The sequence below is a fragment of the Pseudophaeobacter sp. genome, assembly GCF_048267565.1.
In the GTDB taxonomy this organism is placed as follows: domain Bacteria; phylum Pseudomonadota; class Alphaproteobacteria; order Rhodobacterales; family Rhodobacteraceae; genus Pseudophaeobacter; species Pseudophaeobacter profundi.
The window spans coordinates 548,263-569,244 of record NZ_JBLWXG010000001.1 but is presented as its reverse complement, the minus strand read 5'-3'; the positions used below and the strand labels follow the sequence as shown (position 1 = coordinate 569,244).

Annotated in this window: 20 protein-coding genes; 7 read left to right on the top strand and 13 right to left on the bottom strand. The window is 58.8% G+C overall.

Annotation, left to right across the window (positions count from 1 at the left end):
• Positions 1-139 precede the first annotated feature (139 nt).
• Genes ACN0VH_RS02695 through ACN0VH_RS02685 form a run of 3 tightly spaced genes read right to left on the bottom strand, consistent with a single transcriptional unit; the run spans position 140 to position 2,703 of the window.
• On the bottom strand, positions 140-523 hold the full coding sequence (locus tag ACN0VH_RS02695) for a potassium channel family protein (RefSeq protein ID WP_278921725.1): 384 nt from the start codon (positions 521-523) through the stop codon (positions 140-142).
• Entirely contained in the window at positions 520-1,191 is a 672-nt protein-coding gene (locus ACN0VH_RS02690; protein WP_278921724.1) for a DsbA family oxidoreductase, read from the bottom strand. Before ACN0VH_RS02690 ends, ACN0VH_RS02695 begins: the two co-directional genes overlap by 4 nt.
• Before the next feature lie 3 nt (positions 1,192-1,194).
• Complete coding sequence (locus ACN0VH_RS02685; protein ID WP_278921723.1) at positions 1,195-2,703, bottom strand: class I adenylate-forming enzyme family protein; 1,509 nt, start codon at positions 2,701-2,703, stop codon at positions 1,195-1,197.
• Positions 2,704-2,767: 64 nt separating this feature from the next.
• Between ACN0VH_RS02685 and ACN0VH_RS02680 the strand changes: the two genes are divergently transcribed.
• On the top strand, positions 2,768-3,391 hold the full coding sequence (locus ACN0VH_RS02680) for a helix-turn-helix domain-containing protein (RefSeq protein WP_232401101.1): 624 nt from the start codon (positions 2,768-2,770) through the stop codon (positions 3,389-3,391).
• Positions 3,392-3,547: 156 nt separating this feature from the next.
• Here the strand turns inward: ACN0VH_RS02680 and ACN0VH_RS02675 are convergent, their stop codons facing one another.
• Together ACN0VH_RS02675 and ACN0VH_RS02670 are read right to left on the bottom strand one after the other, a co-directional pair.
• On the bottom strand, positions 3,548-3,742 hold the full coding sequence (locus ACN0VH_RS02675) for a hypothetical protein (RefSeq protein WP_278921721.1): 195 nt from the start codon (positions 3,740-3,742) through the stop codon (positions 3,548-3,550).
• A 144-nt stretch (positions 3,743-3,886) separates the two neighbouring features.
• Entirely contained in the window at positions 3,887-5,707 is a 1,821-nt protein-coding gene (locus tag ACN0VH_RS02670) for an extracellular solute-binding protein (RefSeq protein WP_278921720.1), read from the bottom strand.
• A 362-nt stretch (positions 5,708-6,069) separates the two neighbouring features.
• On the opposite strand from ACN0VH_RS02670, the gene ACN0VH_RS02665 reads away from it, so the two are divergent.
• Entirely contained in the window at positions 6,070-6,843 is a 774-nt protein-coding gene (locus ACN0VH_RS02665) for a 3-hydroxybutyrate dehydrogenase (protein WP_278921719.1), read from the top strand.
• 224 nt (positions 6,844-7,067) lie between these two features.
• Here the strand turns inward: ACN0VH_RS02665 and ACN0VH_RS02660 are convergent, their stop codons facing one another.
• The 4 genes from ACN0VH_RS02660 to ACN0VH_RS02645 all read right to left on the bottom strand — a co-directional run bounded on the left by ACN0VH_RS02660 (position 7,068) and on the right by ACN0VH_RS02645 (position 10,458).
• Positions 7,068-7,763, bottom strand: a complete 696-nt coding sequence (locus tag ACN0VH_RS02660) for a DUF502 domain-containing protein (protein ID WP_417699419.1) — start codon at positions 7,761-7,763, stop codon at positions 7,068-7,070.
• 96 nt (positions 7,764-7,859) lie between these two features.
• On the bottom strand, positions 7,860-8,774 hold the full coding sequence (locus ACN0VH_RS02655) for a pseudouridine-5'-phosphate glycosidase (RefSeq protein ID WP_417699417.1): 915 nt from the start codon (positions 8,772-8,774) through the stop codon (positions 7,860-7,862).
• Entirely contained in the window at positions 8,771-9,721 is a 951-nt protein-coding gene (locus ACN0VH_RS02650; RefSeq protein ID WP_417699415.1) for a PfkB family carbohydrate kinase, read from the bottom strand. The genes ACN0VH_RS02655 and ACN0VH_RS02650 overlap by 4 nt, the downstream gene beginning before the upstream one ends.
• 224 nt (positions 9,722-9,945) lie before the next feature.
• Positions 9,946-10,458, bottom strand: coding sequence for a hypothetical protein (locus ACN0VH_RS02645; RefSeq protein WP_417699413.1), 513 nt, complete (start codon positions 10,456-10,458; stop codon positions 9,946-9,948).
• Between the two features lie 37 nt (positions 10,459-10,495).
• Here ACN0VH_RS02645 and ACN0VH_RS02640 point away from each other — a divergent pair, with 37 nt between their 5' ends.
• Positions 10,496-11,599 carry a HupE/UreJ family protein gene (locus ACN0VH_RS02640; protein WP_417699977.1) on the top strand — a complete coding sequence of 368 codons (1,104 nt, stop codon included), beginning with the start codon at positions 10,496-10,498 and terminating at the stop codon, positions 11,597-11,599.
• A gap of 91 nt (positions 11,600-11,690) precedes the next feature.
• On the opposite strand, the gene ACN0VH_RS02635 is transcribed toward ACN0VH_RS02640, so the two are convergent.
• Positions 11,691-12,323 carry a thiamine phosphate synthase gene (locus tag ACN0VH_RS02635; protein WP_417699411.1) on the bottom strand — a complete coding sequence of 211 codons (633 nt, stop codon included), beginning with the start codon at positions 12,321-12,323 and terminating at the stop codon, positions 11,691-11,693.
• A gap of 227 nt (positions 12,324-12,550) precedes the next feature.
• On the opposite strand from ACN0VH_RS02635, the gene ACN0VH_RS02630 reads away from it, so the two are divergent.
• The 3 genes from ACN0VH_RS02630 to ACN0VH_RS02620 all read left to right on the top strand — a co-directional run bounded on the left by ACN0VH_RS02630 (position 12,551) and on the right by ACN0VH_RS02620 (position 16,063).
• Complete coding sequence (locus ACN0VH_RS02630; RefSeq protein ID WP_278921951.1) at positions 12,551-13,354, top strand: RNA methyltransferase; 804 nt, start codon at positions 12,551-12,553, stop codon at positions 13,352-13,354.
• An 84-nt stretch (positions 13,355-13,438) separates the two neighbouring features.
• Positions 13,439-14,587: a heme A synthase gene (ctaA, locus tag ACN0VH_RS02625; protein ID WP_417699409.1), complete on the top strand. Its 1,149-nt coding sequence runs from the start codon at positions 13,439-13,441 to the stop codon at positions 14,585-14,587.
• A gap of 3 nt (positions 14,588-14,590) precedes the next feature.
• Positions 14,591-16,063, top strand: coding sequence for a carboxypeptidase M32 (locus ACN0VH_RS02620; RefSeq protein WP_278921712.1), 1,473 nt, complete (start codon positions 14,591-14,593; stop codon positions 16,061-16,063).
• An 82-nt stretch (positions 16,064-16,145) separates the two neighbouring features.
• Here ACN0VH_RS02620 and ACN0VH_RS02615 read toward each other — a convergent pair whose 3' ends face one another.
• Positions 16,146-16,496, bottom strand: coding sequence for a DUF6614 family protein (locus tag ACN0VH_RS02615; protein WP_278921711.1), 351 nt, complete (start codon positions 16,494-16,496; stop codon positions 16,146-16,148).
• Between the two features lie 260 nt (positions 16,497-16,756).
• Positions 16,757-19,501 (bottom strand): DNA gyrase subunit A, encoded by a 2,745-nt coding sequence (gene gyrA, locus ACN0VH_RS02610; protein WP_278921710.1) that lies wholly within the window; start codon positions 19,499-19,501, stop codon positions 16,757-16,759.
• 182 nt (positions 19,502-19,683) lie between these two features.
• On the opposite strand from gyrA, the gene ACN0VH_RS02605 reads away from it, so the two are divergent.
• Positions 19,684-19,953, top strand: coding sequence for an usg protein (locus tag ACN0VH_RS02605; RefSeq protein ID WP_278921709.1), 270 nt, complete (start codon positions 19,684-19,686; stop codon positions 19,951-19,953).
• A 39-nt stretch (positions 19,954-19,992) separates the two neighbouring features.
• Here ACN0VH_RS02605 and ACN0VH_RS02600 read toward each other — a convergent pair whose 3' ends face one another.
• On the bottom strand, positions 19,993-20,946 hold the full coding sequence (locus ACN0VH_RS02600) for a radical SAM protein (RefSeq protein ID WP_278921708.1): 954 nt from the start codon (positions 20,944-20,946) through the stop codon (positions 19,993-19,995).
• Positions 20,947-20,982: the final 36 nt, after the last annotated feature.

Genomic DNA, 20,982 nt, shown 5'->3' with positions numbered 1-20,982 from the left:
CATGCCTGAGAGTGCACAATGCTATGTGCATTGTTGTTTTGTGTAGTTTCTGTGCCTGCTGTGGTCCCCTGTGCCGTCCCCGCGAAACCACGCCGTGCAGCAGCGAGACAGCCACGGAGTACGGCGCAGCCGTGACGGGTTATTCCTGTGGGGGGCTTGTGCGCGCAGTGGCGGGGGGATCATCCTCATTGGCGACAGGCGCTTCGTCATCTTTCGTGTCATCTCCCAGCCGGGCAAACAGCCATTCATTATGCTTTTGCCGTTTTGCCAGCTGCATCTGGGCAAATTCATTCATCGCCAGAGCAAAGACCCCAAGTCCACCAAAAATCAGAGCGGTGGTCGCCAACTTGCCTGCCGCAGTCACCGGGACCAGATTGCCATAGCCAACCGTCGATACGGTGATCACGGTAAAGAAATAGGAATCCAACCAGCTCCAGCCTTCGGCAAAGTGAAAAAACACGGTGCCCGAAGCCAGCACCACAAGCAGGGCAACAAAGATGGTTAAACGCCGCAGTTGGGTCATGAGCTTTCCGTAGGATTTTGGAGTTGTTCCATAATATCAGAAATGATCTGCTTCCACATGTCGGGCTGCTGGGCACCGGGGACCGCATGCTGGTTGGCGATGATAAAGGTCGGAACCGATGTCACCCCCATTTTGCGCGAATGTGCATCGCGGTTGCGGATATCTTCCCGGTCACTGTCGCCAGACAGCAGCTTGCGCACCACATCGGCCTCTAGCCCGACATTGGCGGCAATTTCTACCAGGACCTCGGTGTCGCCGATGTCACGCGCCTGGGAAAAATAGGCGTCAAACAAGGCATCCACCATTGCGCCCTGCTTGGCTTCTATCCCGGCCCAGTGGATCAGCCGGTGCGCGTTGATGGTGTTTGGCGTGCGCTGCATACCTTCAAAATCGATCTTCAACCCGGCCTTTTCGGCATTTTCCACCACGGGGGCATAGGCCCGCACCGCGCCTTCTTTGCCGCCGAACTTGGCCTCCAGATAGGCGCGCCGATCCATGCCCTCGGCGGGCATGTCGGGATTCAGCTGGAAAGGGTGCCATTCAATCACAAAGGGATGATCCGGAATTTCTGCCAGCGCCTTGTCCAGATGGGTCTTGCCGATATAGCACCAAGGGCAGATCGGATCGGAAATAATATCGAGCTTCACAGTCGGCAGGTCAGCGGTCATGGGCTATCCTTTGAAATAGGCGGGCAGGGCGCGGCGCAGCAGTTTGCCATTGGCGCCACTGGGCAGAGCGTCGAGATGGACATAGGCACGGGGCTGTTTATAGCGGGCCAGATGCGCGGTGGCAAAGCGCTGTAACTCCGCCGGGTCCAGTGGCGCGGGGCCAGTGTAAAAGGCGACGATGATATGGCTATCGGTTTTGACCTCGACCGAGGCGACGCCAACCTGGGTTATGCCGGGATGCGCTTGTAGCTGGGTTTCCACCTCGATCGGCGAGACCCGAAAGCCGCCGGCATTCATCATATCATCATCGCGCCCAAGATAGCTGATCTGACCATCCGGTGCCATGGTGCCCTGGTCGCCAGTCAGGAACCACTCTCCCTGCATCCGTGCGGCGGTTTCTTGTGGGGCATTCAGATAGCCCAGCATCAGCCCCGGATCGCTGGCGGCAATGGCGATGGTGCCGACCTCGCCATTGGGCACGGGCCCATCGGGGCCAAGTATCGCCACGCGACGCCCCGGCTGTGGCTGGCCCAGGGCCTGGCCGCGCGCCGGATGCGCCGGGCTGGAGGAAATAAAGGTGGAACATTCCGACATGCCATAGGCCTCGAACAGATCGGTGCCCGAGGCGTGACGCCAGGCTTGATGCAGATGCTCGGACAGCTTTTCCCCGGCACAAAGCCCGTGGCGTAGATATGGCAGATCAAGTGGCGCGTCAGATTTTAGGATCTTTCGATATACCCCCGGTGCTGCGGCAAAAAGGCTTGCCTTGTGCTGGCGCAGCAGGGCGGGCAGCTGCGCGGGGTCGGTGTCCGGTTCAGGGATCAGCGCGGTGGCACCGATGGTCCAAGGATCCATCAAGCCCGTGCCCAGCGTAAAGGTCCAGTTGAAAGCGCCCGCATGCAGCAAGCGATCATCGGGTTTCAGATCATACCACCCCTGCACCATCATCTGGCGTGCCCAGATGGCACGATGGGCATGGGCAACGGCGCGGGCCATGCCACTGGTGCCAGAGGTATAGACCGCATAGGCCATCCGATCAGCTGGCCCCATGGCATAGTCGCAGGGCGGCAAGGCGCGCATTGCCTGCAGGGCGGGCAGCTCAATCTGCATCGGGTGCGCCGCGCAGGCAACTGACGGATCTCGTAAAATCGCGGCTGCATCCAGATCGGCGATCATCTTGGCGGTTTCGTCCTCGGTCAACTGCGAAGAGGTCGGAACGGGTACAAGACCCGCAGCAATCGCCCCCAGATAGGCAATGGGGAAATCCACGGTATTGCCAAGGCGCATCAACAGGATTTGCCCCGGTTTCAGCCCCGCCTGCAACAATCCGGTGCCGGTGCCGCGTACTGCGGCCTCTAGCTGGGCAAAGGTCCAGATCTGCGCCCCCTTGCTGCCAATGACCTCTAGCGCCGGTTTGTCGGGCAGGATTCGGGCCTGGCGCAGCACATGGGCGGCCAGATTAAAGGGCGCGGGGCAGGGCGCAAAGGCGCCTTGATCAAAGAGAGATACCATATCCTTTGGCTAGCCTGACAAGTGCCGCGTTGCAAGCATGCAGCGGGCATCTTATAGAGACCGCATGACAGGACGAGACCCCAAATCTTTGATCACCATCGCCCGCGCCAATGGCGAGGAGCGTGACGCAGAACCGTTGGACCTGGGCGCGCGTGTGCGCGAGCTCCGCAAGGCGCGGGACTGGACGCTGGAACATGCGGCCAATCAGGCCGGGCTGGCGCGATCAACCCTGTCAAAGATCGAGAACGGCCAGATGTCGCCGACCTACGAGGCCCTGAAGAAGCTGGCGGTCGGACTGGAAATTTCGGTTCCGCAGCTGTTTACCCCGCCGCAGCGTGATCAGGTCAACGGGCGCATGACGGTGACCAAATATAACGAAGGATCGGCCCAGGCCACTGCCACCTACGAGCACGAACTGCTCGCAGAGGGGCTGCGGCGCAAACAGATGTTGCCTTACCGCGCGCGGGTGCGGGCGCGGTCCATGGATGAATTTGACGGCTGGGTGCGGCACGACGGCGAAGAATTCATGTATGTTCTGACCGGGGTGGTGAAGCTCTATACCGAGTTTTACGAACCGGTAGAGATGCGGCGCGGCGACAGTGCCTATTATGACGCGGCGATGGGTCACAATGTGGTCTCGGTCAGTCAGGATGATGCCACCATACTTTGGGTCACCTCCCTCAGCTAGCGATCTGCTAACGACCTGGGGCTGGCTATTCCGGCGGTGAAACCTTCCTGAAGCCAAGGGATTAGGCTTGCCGCGTTCATGCGACCTTGCAAGTGCGCGAAACTGCTGGCGTGTTTCGCGAAGTTGCTTTCGCGGACCCGTCGCGGCCTTCCCTGATCAGGCCCGATCTGTTTTCAGCTCTGCATGCAGGCTCTCGGTGAAGAGGAAGTCGTCAACCTCTTCCTCGGCTTCGCGCAGGGTCAGGTGATGGGTATCAGCCAGATAGGCGACAAAGCCGTCTCGGTCCTTTGCAAGGCTGGGGACCGTTTCGGCGCAGAGATGCGGGAAACGTTGTTTGGCGCGAGGATACATACTTTCCCAACGCCACGGTGAAGGAAGGGTCGTCATGATTGGTACCCCCATCGAAACAATAGCCTTGCATTGCACCGACTATACCAAAATCGATGAAACAAAGGAACACGGGAGTTTTGTTGCCTTTTAACGAGATAGCCAGCGTCACTCTGTGGCTTGATACCACCAGACCTCTGGCATGAACCCGGTTCGGTCGCCGTAAATCGGCAGGACATCCGGAAAATGCAGCTCTTTCACATGGGCGATACGTCCCTTGTCAAAGGACCAGATGGGAATGACATAGCGCCCGGCGGTTAGCACCCGGTCCAACGCGCGGGTGGCGGCGGTAAAATCTTCTGGGGCGTCTACTGTGAGCATGTGATCGATCATTGCATCTGCCGCAGGCGAGGCAATTCCCATCAGATTGCGGCTGCCGGGCTGATCCGCCCCGGCGCTGCCCCAATAGAGGCGCTGTTCGTTGCCCGGACTTAATGACAGCTCACGGCGCAACCGGGTAAGATCAAAGTCAAAGCTGCTCTGGCGGCCGACATATTGCGCGTTGTCAACCACTTCCGGTATCAGGGTGATGCCCAGACGTTCCAGCGCGCGGGCATAGATTTCGATCACCGTCTTCATCTCGCTATCGCCTTGGCGTAGCAACACATTCAGGCGCAGCTCGGTGCCATTTGCATCGCGGAGCGCCCCATCCTGAACGCGAAGGCCCGCCTCTTGCAGCAGCGCCATGGCGCGACGCAGGTTCTTGCGGTTGCGCTTGGTGCCGTCGCTTTGTGGCAGGCGATACCCGGAGAGAGTGCCGGGGGGCAGATCTTCGGCAAAGGGTGCCAGATACTGCGCCACTCGACCGCTGGCTGCGCCGGGCTGCATCCCGAGGTGGGAATTGGAAAAATAAGAGCTGATGCGCTGCTGTGTCCCGCCGGTAATGGTTTCATTGATGTATTCAAAGTTGAAGGCCAGGATCAGCGCCTCGCGCACCCGCCAATCATCCAGTGGCGCGCGGCGGGTGTTAAAGGCAAGCCCGGTCATTCCGCTGGGGCGCTGATGCGGGATCTCACTTTTGACGATGCGCCCGCTTGTGACGGCTTCAAAATCATAGGCACGCTGCCATTTATCCGCATTGAATTCACGGTAGGCGGTCAGCTCGCCTGCTTTGAAAGATTCGAACAAGACCGTCTGATCACCGAAAAAATCAATTCGCAGTTGATCAAAGTTCTGGGTGCCAACCCGGAAGGGCAGATCCTTGCCCCAGTAGTCGGGATTGCGCCGCAGGGTGACTTGACGTCCCGCCTCGAAGCTGTCGACCACGTAGGCGCCAGTGCCAATTGGGGCCTCGGTCAGCCCCGATGACGCAAAATCTTTGCCCGCCCACTGTGACCGTTTCAAGATAGGTCGCATGCCGGCAATCAGGGCAAGTTCTCGGTCTTGGGTGTTGAAGGTGATGCGCAGGCTCAGCGGCCCGGTTTGGCGGATATCAGCCACTTTGCCCCAGAACCCGCGATAGCGCAGGTGTCCTTGGGTGCCGAGTGTTTCGTAGGACCAGATCACATCCTCTACCGTGACCGGGCTACCATCGGAGAATTTTGCTTCCGGTCTGAGAGTGAATTCGACCCAGGATCTGTCCTCTGGAACGTCGACCGATTCGGCCAACAGACCGTAAAGAGAGAAGGCTTCGTCCCAGGAGCGGCCCATCAGGCTTTCATATCCCCAGAACCGAAGCTGCCAGGGGGGCGTGCCTTTCTGGGCAAAGGGATTAAGCGTATCAAAACCGCCGGTGTTGCCAAAGACGACTTTGCCCCCTTTGGGCGCCGAAGGGTTAGCATATGGTAAGGACACAAAATCCTGTGGTAGGCTAGGGTCACCGTACATAGCTATGCCATGAGATGATTCTGCGAACAGGGGTGCAGCACCGCCAAGCAGCAGGATTCCTGTGGTTGCGAGTTTAAGTTTTTGGAAAAAAACTGAGGTCATTTTGGCAACAATCCCATCGGGCCCATATTTTCTTGGGTCTACACCGCATCTGCGCTTTCTTGTCATTTCAAACTTTTAGCTTGGATGGAAGGCAGAAATTGCATATAAAGAAGTCACTGCTCGATAGGTTTCTTGCCTGTATGAAACCTGCCTCAATAACTTTACGCCCGCTTCGCGCGGGCGTTTTTTTTGTTAAGGATTTTCGAGCCGTCTGCCCCCATTATTCTCTGAACGGCCTTTGCGCCCAGGTTTGTCTGCGTCAGATGCAGCGGCTGCTACGTAGTCCTACGCGTTTCATTTGCGTCTGCAGCATGGCAAGAAGATAAAACGCCTTATGACAGAGACCAGGAAAGGGACAGCAGATGACTCTCACAGGAAAAACCGCGGTGATTACCGGATCAAATTCGGGCATTGGCCTAGGGATTGCGCGGGAACTGGCGCGCGCGGGGGCGGATGTGGTGTTGAACTCTTTCACCGACCGGCCTGAGGATCACGAGATTGCGGCCCAGATCGCAGCAGAGTTCGGTGGTAAGGCCCGCTATATTCAGGCGGATATGTCCAAGGGGGAGGCCTGTCGCGGGCTGATCGAGGAAGCGGGCGCCTGCGATATCCTGGTCAACAACGCCGGTATCCAGCATGTGGCACCGGTGGATGACTTCCCGACAGAAACCTGGGATGCCATTCTGGCAATCAATCTCAGCTCTGCCTTTCATACCACCGCCGTTGCGCTGCCCAAGATGCGCGCCGCTGGCTGGGGTCGGGTTATCAATATCGCTTCGGCGCATGGGCTAACGGCCTCGCCGTTCAAATCGGCTTATGTCGCGGCAAAACATGGGGTTGTGGGGCTGACCAAAACGGTGGCGCTGGAAACCGCAGAAGAGCCGATCACCTGCAATGCCATTTGCCCAGGCTATGTGCTGACGCCGCTGGTTGAGGCCCAGATCCCGGATACTATGGCAAAATACAACATGTCGCGCGAAGAGGTGATCAAGCAGGTCATGCTGGAACGTCAGCCCTCAAAGGAGTTTGCAACGGTGGAACAGCTCGGCGGTACAGCCGTGTTTTTCTGTTCCGATGCAGCGGCGCAGATCACCGGCACCACCCTAAGCGTAGATGGCGGCTGGACCGCGCTTTAAGTGTTGTGCCAGTGGCCTGTTCGGGCATGTTGCGCAAAAGTGGCTATTGCTCTTGCGCATCTAAGACCTGCGAAATCAAACGACTAGAACTGCATCCGATGAATGATGCAAAGATCAGGAGCGGCTCTTGGGCCGCTCTTTTACTATATTGAAGTGGCTTCGACGCATTTTGCAGGCAAGGTGTCCACCGATACCGCAGCCCCTGTTTCAGTGGCCCTGCGGCGCTATTGCGCTGGGTTGCCTGGTGGCGGTGTGATCGGATCCTTTGGGTTGGGATAGACCAACCCGGCAGAGATCACCAATTTTGCGGCATCCTCAACGCTCATTTCCAGCTCAATCACGTCATCCTTGGGGACAAAGAGCAAAAAACCAGAGGTCGGGTTGGGGGTGGTGGGCAGGAAGATGCTCATCAGGGCATCGCCCGTCTTGGTGCTGTCAGAGACCTCGCCCTTGGCTGTGGTCGAGATAAAGCCAATCGCCCAGATGCCGCGACGGGGGTATTGGATCAGGCAGGCCTTTTCAAAGCTGCGTTCAGACTGGGCAAAAACGGTTTCGGAGATTTGCTTGATGCCGGAATAGATCGTGCGCACAACTGGCATGCGATTAACCAGGTTTTCCGCAAAACCAATCAGAGAACGGCCGATGATGCCCTTGGCGATCCAGCCAATGACAATGGTAAAGATCAAGAAGAAAATCAGCCCAATACCGCGCAGATTGATGCCGATGTATTGTTCCGGCGAAATGGTGTGCGGCACCAGCGGCAACACCACAGAATCCACCCAGCCAACCACTGTCCACAATAGCCAGACGGTCAGACCGACCGGGGCAATAACCACGATGCCAGTGAAAAACGACGACCGCAGCCGGGCAAACAGACCGGGGCGGTGGCGGATTGGCTCTTCGTCGAAGGGAGAAGTCATATCTGGTGATCAAACATCAGGAAAATCTCGTATTGTGTAGGGCGAACCTAGGTACTGATCCGCCCATGGGCAATGCTATAGTCAAAGGAAAGTCATTTAGCTATTGAGAGCGACCAGTTCTTTGGCGATTTCTGCCGCCAGCCGTGCATTATTGCGCACCAAGGCGATATTGGCAGTGAGAGAACGCCCCTCGGTCAGTTCAAAGATCCGTTGCAGCAAAAACGGCGTCACAGCCTTGCCGCTGACGCCTTGGGCATCCGCTTCGCTTTGGGCCTGGGCAATCACTGGCGCCAGATCGGCTGCTGGGATTTCTGCATCCAGCGGGATTGGATTGGCGATGAGCTGCCCGCCGGGCAGGCCCATGGCGCGGCGCGTGTCTTGGGCGCGCGCGATTTCCGCAGCGCTGTTCAGACGCAGCGGTGCCATCAGATCGGATTGGGCCGACCAAAAGGCGGGGAAGCTGTCCTGACCGTAGGAAATCACCGGAACCCCTTGTGTTTCCAGAATTTCCAGGGTTTTGGGGATGTCCAATATCGCCTTTGCACCGGCTGCTACAACGGTGACGGGGGTCTGGGCCAGTTCCAGCAGATCAGCCGAGATATCAAAGCTGGTTTCCGCCCCCTTGTGCACCCCGCCGATGCCGCCGGTGGCAAAAACCGAAATCCCTGCCAGATTTGCGGCAATCATCGTGGCGGCAACCGTGGTCGCACCGGTTTGGCCCACGGCGATACAGACGGGCATATCCGCGCGCGAGACCTTGGCAACGTTTTTCGCCTGGCCCAGGGCCTGCAGTTCATCGGCTTCCAGGCCGACATGCAGGACGCCCTTGATCACGGCAATGGTGGCAGGCGTGGCACCTGCGTCGCGAATATCTTGCTCCACCTGGGCGGCGACTTCCACATTTTGTGGAAATGGCATGCCATGGGTAATGATGGTGCTTTCCAGCGCCACAATTGCGGTTCCGGCGGCTTTGGCGGCGCGGACTTCGGATGAATACTGGATGTCGATCACAGCGGTGGGTCTCCTGAAACGTAGGTGGCGGCAGCCTCTAGAGCGGCGGCCAGGGCGAAATGTCGCGTGTCGCCGCGCGCTTCGGCGGCGATATGGGCGGCCATGAATGTGTCGCCGGCCCCTGTTACACGGGCAACGGTGACAGGCGGCGGTGTTTGGGTGATCACCGGGCTTTCCCCGGCGCCCCGGTGGCCGGGCGCGCAGGCCTCGCTGGCAGAGGATCCCCCATCTGTGACCAGCACCCGGACAGCGCCCCGGTCAATCAGCGCCAGGGCGGCGGCTTCGCTATTGCTGAACCTGTCCTGACACAGGATCCCGGCCTCTTCCAGGTTCACATAGAGCGTGCCACGGGTGGCAGCCAGAAAGGGGCGAAGCCTTTCGGCCTTACCCGGAGAGGCCGGCGCCACCCGCAAATCTGCACGGGCAAAGGCCGGGTGGATGGCAATATCCCCCAGCAGCGAGAGCGTCAGATTTCCATCCAGCGCAATTGCCCCGGTATAGGGCTGGGCAGGCGAGCCCAGCGTGCCATCGATCAGCGGACGCAGAATTTTATCTCCCGCCGCCTCTAGCGAATGGGCATCAGCAATGGCGGCGATCAGCCCATTGCCGCCTTCCACCGCCATGTATCGATCAGTTGGCAGATCGTCAGAGCGATAGAGATGCTCTGTCCGGCAGCCCAACTGGCGACAGGCGGCTATCAACTCATCACCTTCGGCGTCACGGCCAACAGTGCTCAGCAGGGTAGGCACCAAGCCAAAATGGGCCAGCGTCATGGCGATATTCATCGCCACACCTCCGGGCAGACGGGTGATCCGCCCGGGCATGTCAGAGCCGTGGCGCATTTCAGACGGGCAGCGCCCGATCACGTCCCAAAGGACAGAACCGATGCAAAGCACCGGCGCGGCAGTCTCTTGTAGGGGGGCGGGGGGCGTCATGTCCTGTGTCATGTGCTCTCTATTGCGTCTTTTTTCGCCCCTCGCAAGCGACAAGCGAGCGGCCCCGGTCGCTTGCACGCAAAATCAGGGCCTGCGCGGCCGGGGGGCTGATTTATTCGGGCAGCGCAAAGGTGATAGAGGCCCAAAGCGTTTGCCAGACCGCCTTTGGGTCGTCTTCAAACGGGCGCATAACCACGGCATTGGCAAGATAGCTGTGCTGTCGGCGCAGGTGTAGGTTAACCGCGCCCGCGCCATCTGTCTGCGCCAGGCTGCGGCAGCCCGCGCTCGCGCTGCTTTGGGCCCGGGTCGCCAAGTCCCTGATGGGCGGCGAACTCTGCAAAGTCCTGCCAGCTATCATAGGTCACCAGATCGGGAGTGGTCTCATGGAGTGCAATCAGCAAACCGGCGGGCAGATCCTCTCGCACCAGAGCGGGCATATCCCCCATGCGGCCGCGATAGGGGATGACCAGGCCCTGATGCACCGTCTCGAACCGATGGATGCGATGGTCAAAATAGGGCAGGCGGGCGCCCTTGAACATTTGCCCATTGCGCAGCCCCGCGTTCAGGGTGGCACCGGAATTCACTTGATATTTCTCCGGCTCAATCCAAAACTCATGTGAGAGTGCCGGTGCCATTGTTCCGGCCAACCAGCCCAGCGCCGTGAGACCAAGGGCGGGCAGGTTGATGCGGGGCGGGCCATAGCTTTGAGTGATTGATTTAGGAACAGAGCGGAACACAGGTTTGAACATTTTCAAGACTTTGCAATTGGGTTGCCTCAGGGTGGCAATCATCGTGATCCTGTCAAGCCTGCTGATGTATCCCCCAAGCGCCGGGCGTGCCCATGAAGTTTCACCCACCATTGCGGATTTTGAGGTCAGCGAGGGGCAGCTGACGCTGACGCTACGCATGAACATAGAGGCCTTTGTGGCCGGTATTGATCTGGACGGGCGCGCCGATACGAATAGCAGTGACAAGTCGGGCGATTATGACTTGCTGCGCTCTATGCCCGAGGCAGAGCTGGACCCAATGCTGCGGCTGTTCCTGGAAGATTGGCTGCCGGAACTGGAGATCACAGCTGGCGTTCCCGTGCCCCTGCAACTGCACAGTCTGCATATTCCAAAGGTCGGCGATGCCAGCCTTCCGCGCAGCTCTGAACTGGTTCTGAAAGGAGAGGTTTCTGGCGCCGCCCCCTACCTGAGCCTTACCTGGCCTGACCGATCCGGCGCGGTTGTCTTGCGGCAGAATGGGGTGCCTGATCCCTATACCGGCTATATCGCGGGGGGGGACCGCTCTGCCTTGATCGCGCTGAAGGGGGGCGCGGTGCAAAATGGCTGGCAGGTGTTCCAAAGCTATCTGCCGGTTGGTTTTGACCATATCTTGCAAAATGGGCTGGATCATATCCTGTTTGTGCTGGGGTTGTTTTTTCTGACGCTGCGCCTGAAACCGCTGCTCTGGCAGGTAAGCCTGTTTACCCTGGCCCATAGTATCACCCTGGCGCTGGGCGCCTTGGGGGTGGTTCATGTTAACCCCACCATCCTAGAGCCGCTGATTGCCGCCTCGATTGTCTTTGTCGCGGTGGAAAATATCTTTGTCCGCCGGGTGCACAGCTGGCGCAGTCTGGTGATATTCGGCTTTGGCCTGTTGCACGGGCTTGGCTTTGCCTCTGTGCTGGGGGATTTTGGCCTGCCGCCGGATCAGATGGTGCCGGCGCTCTTGGGGTTCAATGTGGGAGTTGAACTGGGCCAGTTGACGGTGATCGCCCTGGCCTACGGCTGTCTGGGCTACTGGTTTGCCGGGTATCCCAAATACCGCGGCAGGGTGGCCATTCCAGCCTCGCTGACCATTGCCCTGATTGGCGGCTATTGGTTTGCAGAGCGGGTTTTTCTATAGGCCCCTCTGATTGGGGCACCGGCATATGCAAAAGGCGCCTGAAATGTTGCAGGCGCCTTTTGGTGTTTGGGGGATGCGCGGGCTGTCCGCTTTAGCGCATCGCCACCATAAAGCGGTTCAAGGTGGCAGCCGGATCTTCGGTATTCCAGATTTCTTCGCCCAGGCCAAAGAAATCAGTAAACGGAGAGGTGCTGCGGATCAGATCTTCGGTCAGGCCGCCTTCGGCCACGACTGGCACCTCTATCATCTGCGACCACCAGTCAAACAGATCCTGCTGGGCCACGGCGCCATCCCCCAGGCCCGAGGTGCCAACGGGGCCAAAGCTGACGTAATCGGCGCCGGCTTCGGCGGCGCTGATGCCATCGTGACGCGAGGCGCCGCAAAAGCTGCCAACCACTGCGTCGGGGCCCAGCGCCTTGCGCGCGGTGCGTACCGATTTGGAGGCATCGTTCAAATGCACCCCGTCCAGACCCAGACGCTCTGCCAGGATCTGGTGATCGCTGATCACAATGGCGACCTCGCGGGCATGGCAGACCTCGCGCAGGGCGTCACCGGCCCGGCTCAAGGTGTCTTCGTCGCGGCTGGCCATATTCAGGCGCAGGCAGGCGATCTCGGTGCTGTCCAGTACGCGGGCCAGCACATCGGGAAAGCGGCCAAGCTCAAAACTGGGGGGGGAGATCAGGTAAATCTGCGGGGCTTCGGGGGCTTGTGCGGCGTCTTCCATGCAGGTTACTCCTGTTCGCTTTGAACAATGGGTTGTAGCGGATCTATGGGTGAACGCAAGCTTCTGCAAGGTCTTGGCTGGTCTTGGTTGGGCAAATCGGCCATCTGGCCGTAAAGTTGCAGCAGGCAGGGGGCTCTGGCGCTGATTGCCGCACCACTGGGCTGGCTAATGGCTTGCTCATCGGCGATCTGGATACTACAGCAGAGCGGTATTTTGCGGAGAGAATGATGCCAAGCGACACGCCACAACCTGCCTTTGTCCTGGTCCGCCCGCAGATGGGCGAAAACATCGGGGCCGCCGCCCGTGCCATGTGGAACTTTGGACTTGACCGGATGCGCATTGTCGCGCCGCGCGATGGTTGGCCAAACCCCAAGGCGGTTGCCATGGCCTCTGGCGCTGGGCGGCTATTGGACGAGGCCTGCCTGGCAGAGGATCTGCCCGCCGCGCTGCAGGATTGCTCTTTCGTGTTTGCCACCACCGCCCGCCCGCGTGAATTGGTCAAACCTGTCTACAGCCCCGAGGCGGCTATGAAGCTGGCGCAGCAGAAAATTCGGGCAGGGGAAAAGGTTGCGGTGCTGTTTGGTCCCGAACGCGCTGGGCTGGAAAACGACGATATCGCCCGCGCCAATGCCATTATTTCGGTGCCGGTGAATCCTGACTTTGCCTCATTGAACCTGGGGCAATGTGTTTTGTTGACCGCCTATGAATGGCAGCGCCAATCGCAAGAGGTTGCTGATGAGGTCACCGAGCTGGGGAAAACAGACTGGGCGACCGGGCGCGACGTCGAAGCCCTGGTCAGCCACTATGAGGATCGTCTGGATGAGGCGGGTTATTTCTTTCCGCCCACAAAATCCGAGGGCATGAAAGTGGTATTCCGGAATATGTTCAGCCGTATGCGGCTGACACGGGCCGATGTGCAGATGCTGCATGGCATCATGCGCCAGATGGTGCGCTGGAAGCAGAGCGAGACCGAGAATGGTGAAACCAAGGGGCAGGGTGACAGCGGGCCGACCAAAAAATGGCGTCTGTAACACGTCCCTGATTTCCAGGCCGTCTGGTACTGGACCTTCCTGAAAAGCCTGCCTAGCGTGGCGGCGGATCTGAAAGAGGCAAGCATGAGCAAGCGCAATATTTTTGAAGAGGTTGAGGGCAGCAAGTCCGACGCCGCACCACAGGCTGCACCGGGGATGATCGATCGCGGACGCCGCGGCGCCCGCGGGGCGATCCGGGGTTGGTTGATGGCGCTCTTTGCGCTGGTGGTGGCGATGATTGTGGTGGGCGGGCTGACCCGGCTGACCGATTCTGGCTTGTCGATCACCGAATGGCGTCCGGTCACCGGCGCGATCCCACCGCTAAGCGAGGCCGACTGGCAGGCGGAATTTGCCAAGTACAAACAGATTGATCAGTGGCAGATTGAAAACAAGTGGATGCAGCTGGCAGATTTCAAATCCATTTATTGGTGGGAATGGGGCCATCGCCAGCTGGGCCGGGTCATGGGCCTGGTCTGGGCCATCGGGTTTATCGGCTTTTTCGTGACCCGCAGCATCCCAACAGGCTGGGCGGGACGTCTGGCTCTGCCGGGGCTGCTTGGTGGCCTACAGGGTGCCATTGGCTGGTGGATGGTCTCTTCGGGGGTCACACAGGGAGAAGGTATGACCGCAGTTGCCTCTTATCGGCTGGCAACGCATCTAGGGTTGGCCTTTGTCATCCTGGGGGTCATTGCCTGGTATGTCTTTTTGTTGGGGCGGTCCGAACGTGACCTGATGCAGGCGCGCCGCGCCAAAGAGGCGAAGATTTTCGGCTTGTCCACCGGGCTTTTGCATTTTGCCTTTTTGCAAATCCTGCTGGGCGCGCTGGTTGCGGGCATTGATGCCGGCCGCTCTTATACGGATTGGCCGTTGATGGGCGGGCAGCTGCTGCCCCCAAACCCGCTGATGATCGAGCCGCTATGGAAGAACTTCTTTGAAAACCCTGGATTGGTGCAGTTTATCCATCGGGTGAGCGGCTATCTTCTGTTTGCTTTCGCGGTCGTTGTGTGGCTGCGGGGGCGTGGCTCTGCCCATCCGGCAACCCGCAGCGCCTTTAATCTGATCTTTGCAGTTTTGTCGCTGCAAATCCTACTGGGCGTGATCACCGTCCTCTACGCAGCCCCCTGGCATGCAGCCATTCTGCACCAGCTTGTGGCGGTTGGCCTCTGGGTGGCGATCCTGCGCGGGCGGTTCCTGGCCGCCTATCCTGTTGTAACTTCGATCAAGGACCACTGAGCTATGACAAATACATTCGACAGCCTGATGGCCTATGAACGGGACACCCAGGCGCTGGCGCAGATTGCCGGGCGGCTTGGCTGGGATCAGGAAACCGTGATGCCGCGTGGCGCTGCGCCACAGCGCGGCGAAGAAATGGCCGCCATTGAGGCGGTGATCCATGGCCGCCGGTGCTCTGCTGTGGTGGGCGACTGGCTGGAAACGGCTGTGGCACCGGATGAGGCTGGCCGCGCGCAGCTGCGCGAGATCAAGCGTAGCTATGAGCGTGCCGTCAAGGTGCCAAGCGATCTGGCAAAACGGCTTGCCCGGGTGACATCCGAAGCACAGGGAAAATGGGCCGCAGCCCGCGCGGCAGAAGACGTGGCAGCGTTTTTGCCGGTGCTGCAAGAGGTTGTCGCCCTGAAGCGCGAGGAAGGCCAGGCCCTGGCCGCAGGGGGCGATGTCTATGACGCCATGGTCGCAGACTATGAACAGGGCACAACCGCCGCTGAAATCGCGGCGATCTTTGACGCCATGCGCCCCGGCCTGGTTGATCTGCGCGCCCAGGTGTTGGAACGCCCCGCGCCCAAGGCAGTTGAAGGGCGCTTTTCCGAGCAGGCGCAGATGCAGCTGACGCGCAAACTGGCCAAGACCTTTGGTTATGACATGCGCCATGGGCGTGTCGACAAGGCGGTTCATCCTTTCAGTTCCGGCAGCGGCCTGGATGTGCGGATCACCACCCGCACCAGCGAAGATGACCCGTTCAATTGTTTCTACTCGACCATCCATGAGGTCGGCCATGCGGCCTATGAACAGGGTATCAGCCAGGATTTCCTGCTGACGCCACTGGGAAGCGGTGTCTCTATGGGCGTGCATGAAAGCCAAAGCCGGATTTATGAAAACCAGATCGGGCGTGGCGCGGCCTTTACCAGCTGGCTTTATGGTGAAATGCGGGCAGAGTTTGGTGACTTTGGCATCCCGGATGCACAGGCTTTTTATCGCGCGGTGAACCGGGTTCATCCCGGCTTTATCCGTACCGAGGCGGATGAGTTGCAATACAACCTGCATGTGATGCTGCGCTTTGACCTAGAGCGCGCCTTGATGGCTGGGGATCTGGAGGTCACCGATCTGGAGGCTGCCTGGAATGATCGTTTTGCTGCCGATTTCGGCTATTCCGTGGATAAGCCGTCGAACGGCTGCCTGCAGGATGTGCATTGGTCGGTTGGCCTGTTTGGTTATTTCCCCACCTATGCCCTGGGCAATGTCTATGCGGGCTGTCTGAACCAGAAACTGCGCGCTGACCTGCCGGATCTCGACGCCGAGCTTGCGGCGGGCAATACCGCCTCTGCCACCGGTTGGCTGCGTGAAAACCTGCAACAATACGGCGGTCTGCGCAGCCCGCGTGACACCATTGTCCATGCCGCTGGCATGGCGCCAAGCCCAGAACCGCTGATGCAGTATCTGACGGATAAATTCACCACGCTCTATGCGCTCTGATAGCGCCGTGCAGACCGTAAAAGAAAGGCCGGGCAAATGCCTGGCCTTTTTTCATTGTTGACGGGGGCTTGTCGGGCTGTGTTCAGATCAGCGCCATGCGCTCGGCGCGTTCAGGATCGGGGAAGGGGCGGAAGAGGCCGAATTCTGCATGGGCAATCAAGTTGTTCACGTTGCGATACAGCCGCTCAACCTCTTCGTCACTTTCGCCTAGAACCCGAAAGGCATCATCCAGCTGGCTGAGGTTCGCGAACTCAATCTCCAACAGGAAATCCCGGCAATTGTCGCTTGCAAGGTTCAGCTTGCGCCGCAGCAGTCGATGCCCGCTCACAACACCGCGCTCTTTCAGATAGGCCATCCATTGGTCCACGGCTCCGGCAAAGGCCAGCGCTTTGGCTTCATTATGAAGATCAATTGAGCAGTGATAGAGATTCATGAAAAGGCCCTGCCAAAAATGTGGGTTTTGAGACCCTTTGATAGCGGCAAAAACCTTCGGTTACGTTAAAATTTCCTGCCAGAACATTGCCATGGTCTATAGCGGGGAAAACCCTACGCAGCTCTTCCTTGATCCCTATGGGTAAGGATGGCGGTTCACCCGACAGTGACTGATCCAGCCTGAAAGCAAAAGACCTATGGCCAGCTATCGGCTGAAGCTGGCCATAGGTCCGATCTTAAGTGCTTGTTGCTAAAGCAAGATTATTCTTCGGCTGCCGCGTCCTCTTCACCGTTTTCGGCGATCCAGGCGACCGAAACCACCTCTTCGCCCTTGCCGGTGTTAAAGACCCGCACCCCGCCAGCAGAACGCGAGCGGAAGGAAATGCCTTCGACGGGCACCCGGATGGATTGCCCCTTGGAAGTCGCCAGCATGATCTGATCTTCCAGTGTGACCGGGAAGGAGGCCAGCAGGGCACCGCCGCGCATGGCCTTGTCCATGGCCGCAACGCCCATACCGCCACGTCCCCGCACCGGGTAATCATGGCTAGAGCTGAGCTTGCCCGCACCGCCGGAGGTAATCGTAAGGATCAGATTTTCCGCAGCCGACATTTCGGCATAGCGTTCCTGGGTGATATTGGCGTTTTCCACCGCGTCGTCTTCCTCTGACGTCTCGCCATCATCGGCCAGTCCGGCAACCGCGCGGCGCCGTTTCAGGTAGGCGGTACGCTCTTCCGAGGTGGCATCGAAATGACGGATTACCGACATAGAGACAACTTCATCCCCGTCACCCAGCCTGATGCCACGTACCCCGACAGAGTTGCGACTGTTAAAGACGCGGACCTCGGTGGTGGGGAAGCGGATGGCACGACCGGTATTGGTCACCAGCATCACATCGTCCTCTTCGGAACAGATGCGGGCATTGATGAGCTTGGTCTCGGCATGTTCGTCTTCGAACTTCATCGCGATCTTGCCGTTGGATTTCACATTTGTGAAATCTGACAGGCGGTTACGCCGTACGGTACCGGCAGAGGTCGCAAAGACGATCTGCAGGTCGGCCCATTCATTATCGGGGCGATCCACTGGCATGATGGCGGCAATAGAGACACCTGTCGGGATTGGCAGGATATTGATGATGGCCTTACCCTTGGAGGTGCGCCCGCCCTGCGGCAGACGCCAGGTCTTGAGCTTGTAGACCATGCCATCAGTGGTGAAGAACAACAGCTGCGTATGGGTATTGGCGACAAAGAGGTTGGTGACAACATCCTCTTCCTTGGTCTGCATCCCTGACAGGCCCTTGCCGCCGCGTTTTTGCGCCCGGAAATCACCCAAGGGTGTGCGTTTGATATAGCCACCCGACGTCACAGTCACCACCATGTCTTCGCGCTCGATCAGGTCTTCGTCGTCCATGTCACCGGACCAGTCGACGATCTCGGTGCGGCGCGGCACGGCAAACTGGTCGCGGACTTCGCGCAGCTCATCGCCGATGATGCCCATGATGCGTTCGCGCGAGGACAGGATTTCAAGATATTCCTTGATCTTGCTTGCCAGCTCTTCCAACTCGTCGGTGACTTCTTTGACGCCGATCTGTGTCAGGCGCTGCAGGCGCAGTTCCAGGATGGCGCGGGCCTGGGTTTCCGACAGGTTATAGGTGCCATCTTCATTGGCAGTATGGGTCGGATCATCAATCAGCGCGATATACTGCAGAATGGGCTGCGCAGGCCAGCGCCGGGTCATCAGTTTTTCGCGGGCCTCGGCGGCATCGGCGGATTGGCGAATGGTGGCAACGATTTCGTCGATATTGGTAACGGCCACGGCCAGACCACACAGCACATGGCTGCGCTCGCGGGCCTTGCGCAGCAGATAGGCGGTGCGGCGCGCCACCACATCTTCGCGGAAATCAATGAAAGACGTGAGGAAGCGGCGCAGGGTCAGCTGCTCGGGGCGGCCGCCGTTCAGCGCCAGCATGTTGCAGCCAAAATAGGTCTGCATCGGGGTGAAGCGGAACAACTGATTCAGTACCACCTCGGGGGTGGCATCGCGTTTCAGTTCAATCACCACCCGCACGCCGTTACGGTCGGATTCATCCTGAACGTGGGCGACGCCCTCGATCTTCTTCTCGCGCACCTGTTCGGCAATCTTTTCGATCATTGCCGCCTTGTTGACCTGATAAGGCACCTCATCAACCACAATGGCATAGCGGTCCTTGCGGATTTCCTCGACGCGGGTCTTGGAGCGGATGATGACGCTGCCGCGCCCCTCAAGGTAGGCTTTGCGCGCGCCCGAGCGGCCCAGCATGATGGCACCAGTTGGGAAGTCGGGGCCGGGCACATAGTCAATCAGCTGTTCGCTGGTGAGATCGGGATCATCAATCAGCGCCAGGGTGGCGTCGATCACTTCGCCCAGGTTATGTGGCGGGATATTGGTGGCCATGCCAACGGCAATACCGCCGGCGCCATTGACCAGCATATTGGGGAAACGTGCTGGCAGAACTGTTGGTTCACGGTCCTTGCCATCGTAGTTGTCTTGAAAGTCGACGGTCTCTTTTTCGATATCGTTCAGCATGAAGGCGGCAGGTTTGTCCATCCGCACTTCGGTATAACGCATTGCCGCCGCGTTATCGCCGTCCATCGACCCAAAGTTGCCCTGACCGTCAAGCAACGGTAGCGACATTGAAAAGTCCTGCGCCATCCGCACCAGGGCGTCATAGATCGCGCTGTCACCGTGCGGGTGGTATTTACCCATGACATCGCCCACGGGACGGGCAGACTTGCGGTAGCTTTTGTCATGGGTATTGCCGGTCTCATGCATCGCATAAAGAATACGGCGATGCACCGGCTTCAGCCCATCGCGCAGGTCGGGAATGGCCCGGCTGACGATGACGGACATTGCATAGTCCAGATAGGAGGTCTTCATTTCCGCTTCGATAGAGATGGTAGGGCCATCATAAGCGGAACGCTGAGGAAGGTTTTCTTCTGCGTTATCAGGAGTTTCCGGCGTATCTGTCACGTTTACTGCCCGTTCTTTTCTATGGGTCTATATGTTGTTGGGCCACCCTATCAGAGTGCATATATAGGGCGCAAGTAAGCTGCCGGTTTTGCCGGGTTTTCCTGTCATTTTATGCGGTTTGGATGCCATTAACCATTTCTGGCTAGGCTTTTGCCTAGGGGGGCTTTCCCAAGGAGGCCAAGATGGAGAAGAGTAGTACGGAACTCATGCTAAAGGGCTACGGGCTGACCACTGCCGAGTTCACCTATCACATGCCCGACTACACCCATGTTTTAAATACATATGTCTGGCAGGACTACGATTTGGCGCCGGATCACGCCAAGCTGTTTGAATTCATCGAATTCTGGCAGCGCGAGCTGGACGGGCCGCTGCATTCAGTGCGCTTTACCCACCGCAAGATGATCAGCCCGGGACAGTGGCGCAATGTCAAAGGGATCTTTACCCTGCACTGATCGCAGATTCATCGGATTCAGGCAGCAGATGCCAGGCCGTCAGCCCGAACAGCTGGCGCCGCCCAAGACGCAGAATTTGGCGCAGTGAGGGTGGTTCAACTGGACCGGAGCCTCGGCTTCGGCCAGCGTTTTGCCCAGCTCGAACTCTTCTTCGTAGGGCAGCAGAGTGCAGGCCAGAACTGCAGGCGTTTGCGCGCCTCGGCGTTTGACCACCATCCGGGAGGATGCGCACATTACATCCTTCGGAGATTTATCCAAAATCCCCCAGCATTCGGTCGTGATTTCAGGCACCTCGACGGTTTCATCCATCTCTGGAAAGAGCACGGTTTCGCCGGGATGCTGCGCGTCAATCGCAAAACCGTTGTTCTGAAACAGCGTGGCAAACCCGGCGCGCGCCTCGGCCTCTGTTTCGTTCCAGAGCGTTCGCCCTGCTACCGCCATCCGCAGCCCCGTATCACGCAGCCAGCGCATGCCTTCAAGGGTCTTGTCAAAACTGCCGATACCGCGCTCGCGGTCATGCTGTGCTGGGGTATAATGATCAAGCGATACTCGCAGCGTCATCTTGCCGGGGTAGGCGGCCTCTAGCCGCTGCAGGCCGGTGCGCATGGATGTGCGCATCATCGGCCGCATGGCATTGGTCAGGATCAACACCTCAAAGCCACGCGCCAGGGCGGATTCTGTCAGGGCGATCATTTCGGGGTTCATAAAGGGCTCGCCGCCGGTAAAGCCTATCTCGTGGATCGGCCACTGCCGCGCCTCGATTTGGTCCAGAAAGGCGCAGACCTCTGCCGCGGTGATATAGACAAGCGCATCATTGGTTGGAGAGCTGAGAATATAGCAATTCTCACATTCGATATTGCACAGGGTGCCCGTGTTGAACCAAAGCGTTTCGGGATGGCTCAGCGCAACAGAGGCCCGCATTGCGCCATCTGCCGTCACATGGCTGTCGTTGAATTTTCCGATATTGGCCTTTGGAACGGATAGATCTTTCACGCTTAGCACTCTCGGATAGTTTCTTTCGCCAGAGGC